General features: G+C 53.3%; 2 protein-coding genes and 1 pseudogene. 1 reads left to right on the top strand and 2 read right to left on the bottom strand.

All coding sequences use genetic code 11. From position 1 onward, the window contains the following. Positions 1–924: pseudogene (locus tag H6F43_RS16895) on the top strand (cell division protein FtsH); the annotation flags it as partial. A gap of 292 nt (positions 925–1,216) precedes the next feature. Here the strand turns inward: H6F43_RS16895 and H6F43_RS16890 are convergent. Then, positions 1,217–1,819 carry a hypothetical protein gene (locus H6F43_RS16890; RefSeq protein ID WP_190343886.1) on the bottom strand — a complete coding sequence of 201 codons (603 nt, stop codon included), beginning with the start codon at positions 1,817–1,819 and terminating at the stop codon, positions 1,217–1,219. A 294-nt stretch (positions 1,820–2,113) separates the two neighbouring features. Beyond that, positions 2,114–2,572 (bottom strand): site-specific DNA-methyltransferase (locus tag H6F43_RS16885; protein WP_190343885.1); only part of this gene is annotated, 459 nt, incomplete at its 5' end.

Raw genomic sequence — 2,572 nt, 5'->3', positions numbered from 1 at the left:
GATGTGTTGGACTCGGCGCTGCTGCGTCCCGGTCGCTTCGATCGTCAAGTCACCGTGGACACGCCCGACGTCAAAGGACGTTTGGAAGTGCTGCAAGTCCACGCTCGCAACAAGAAGCTGGCTCCGGATGTGTCTCTGGATGCGATCGCTCGCCGCACACCAGGATTCACAGGGGCAGATTTGGCGAACCTGCTGAACGAAGGAGCAATTCTGACGGCGCGTCGTCGCAAGGACGCGATTACCATGCTGGAGATCGACGATGCAGTCGATCGCGTCGTGGCGGGTATGGAGGGAACGCCGTTGGTAGACAGCAAGAGCAAGCGCCTAATTGCCTACCACGAAATTGGGCACGCCATTATTGGAACGCTGGTGAAGGACCACGACCCAGTGCAGAAAGTGACGCTGGTGCCTCGCGGTCAAGCGCGGGGTCTGACTTGGTTCACTCCGAGCGACGATCAAAGTCTGATTTCACGATCGCAAATTCTGGCGCGAATTACAGGCGCGCTGGGCGGTCGTGCCGCTGAGGATGTCGTGTTTGGCTACACCGAGGTGACGACGGGTGCTGGAAACGATCTTCAGCAGGTTACAGGCATGGCACGCCAGATGGTGACGCGCTTCGGCATGTCGGATCTAGGTCCGCTGTCGCTGGAAAGCCAGCAAGGCGAAGTGTTCCTTGGACGCGATTGGATGACGCGATCGGAGTACTCCGAGGAAATTGCCTCCCGCATTGATGCCCAAGTGCGCTCGATCGTGGAGCACTGCTACGACGACGCCCGCCGCATCGTCCGTGACAACCGCGAGGTGATCGATCGGCTAGTGGATTTGCTGATTGAGCGCGAGACGATCGACGGCGAAGAGTTTCGCCAAATCGTGGCTGAGTATACAGATATACCTGAAAAGGAGCAGTATACTCCGGTTCTATAATCTCGAAACTCTCAGTAAGTAAGTAAACGAGGGCGGTCTCCGTCCTCGTTTTTGTTATTGTCGCTAAACCCGTCAGCCTAAACGTGAACCTAGATCGTGTAGTTCACGTTGTGAGTAGGGCACTAGCCAATAACGTGAGCATGACTGATACCATTTCTCTAGATTCCAACTACCAATCAAGCCACTAAAACGTAGGCAGACTCCGGTTTCTGCAATTTCGTAGCTTGCTTCTCGCGCAGCGAGTATTCCGAATTGCGAATTGGATAACGGCGTTGCAACTAGCTGAGCAACCTCAAAGTCGATGGGAATTCGAGTAGCACGGCTGCTGTTCCCGACTCAGCAACCGCCTAGGAAGCGCCAGATCGTCTTGCTGAAGAATTTGATTGTCGTTGCCGAATATACGAACCTCGCAAACTCCGGTCGCCCCAGGCGAAACTAGCGCAAAAACGCCATTGCTGCCTTCGTCCCGTAGAATCTGACCGTTATCGAACGTTGCTTCAACGGCAACAACCTTCGTTGCAATAATCTGACCGTAGAGAATCGCGTAGCGATCGCGGCTCTGAGCTGTCGATTGACTAATGCTGTAATCAATTAGTCGCTCAGACTTGGCAGAAGTCGGCTTGGTTCTAAAGCTGTCACTACCGCTTACTTGCCAGTTCATGCCGTTGCGCTCAACAACCTTGTGCCCGAAAACGCGCCGCGCAGGCATCTGATTTCCCGTTGGGCACAGAGCGCTGTAAAGCACGACCACGCCTCTAGACCATTTCTGGGTACTCAACACCTGATAACTCTGAGCTTTCTGCCCATTCTTTGGGCAAGAAATTTGTTGGTAAACGGCTTTATCCGGTGCCACTTCCAGCATGGAAGCCGCACAGCCTGCGGTTAATAGTAGCAATCCAGTTATGCAAGTGAGCAACCGCTTCATCGTTTGTGGCTTACTGGCGATCGATTCGGTAAAAATCTTGGCGTTGCTAGAGATGACTCATACAGTTGCTCCTGCCCTACCTCTCCCAACGGGCGAGGATTCTCCTCGGGGAGAAGGGGATGAGGGTCAACCATACGTCTATTCAGCAATGCCAAAGGCTTAATATCTATCTGCCAGTCTGCACCAAAAGTCGTATGGTTCACCTCAATCTTGAGGACAATTCAGCAAGAATTTAGCTTTCTGGTGCGCATCTGTCAACACAAGTTACTCGTTACGGTTCACCTTTAAAGCCGCATTCCGCTCCCAAAACACGCCATCCACATAGCCTTGAATTTGCGGATGCTGGGTTGCCTGCTCTAAGCGCTTCTCGGCTAACAGGCAGTACTCCTGATCAATTTCGATGCCCAAATAGCACCGACTCAGCTTCTTTGCCACCACCGAAGACGTGCCACTACCCAAGAACGGATCGAACACCATGTCATTGGGGTTGCTGCTGGCAAGGACTAGACGGGCAAGTAGCTTTTCGCTTTTCTGCGTCGGGTGATTTGTGTTTTCCGGCATCGACCAAAATGGCACGGTAATGTCGGTCCAGACGTTTGAGGGATACGTGTCACGGAAATTGCCGTCTGCTGTTTGCTGCCAATCTTTTGGGCTGCCATTTTCGTCGCGGTAAGGCGCACGGACCTTGCGCCGCAATTTTACCGCGTCCACATTGAAGGTGTA

The organism is Leptolyngbya sp. FACHB-36, assembly GCF_014695955.1.
Lineage (GTDB): Bacteria > Cyanobacteriota > Cyanobacteriia > Leptolyngbyales > Leptolyngbyaceae > FACHB-36.
This window is presented reverse-complemented; position numbering and strand designations above follow the sequence as displayed.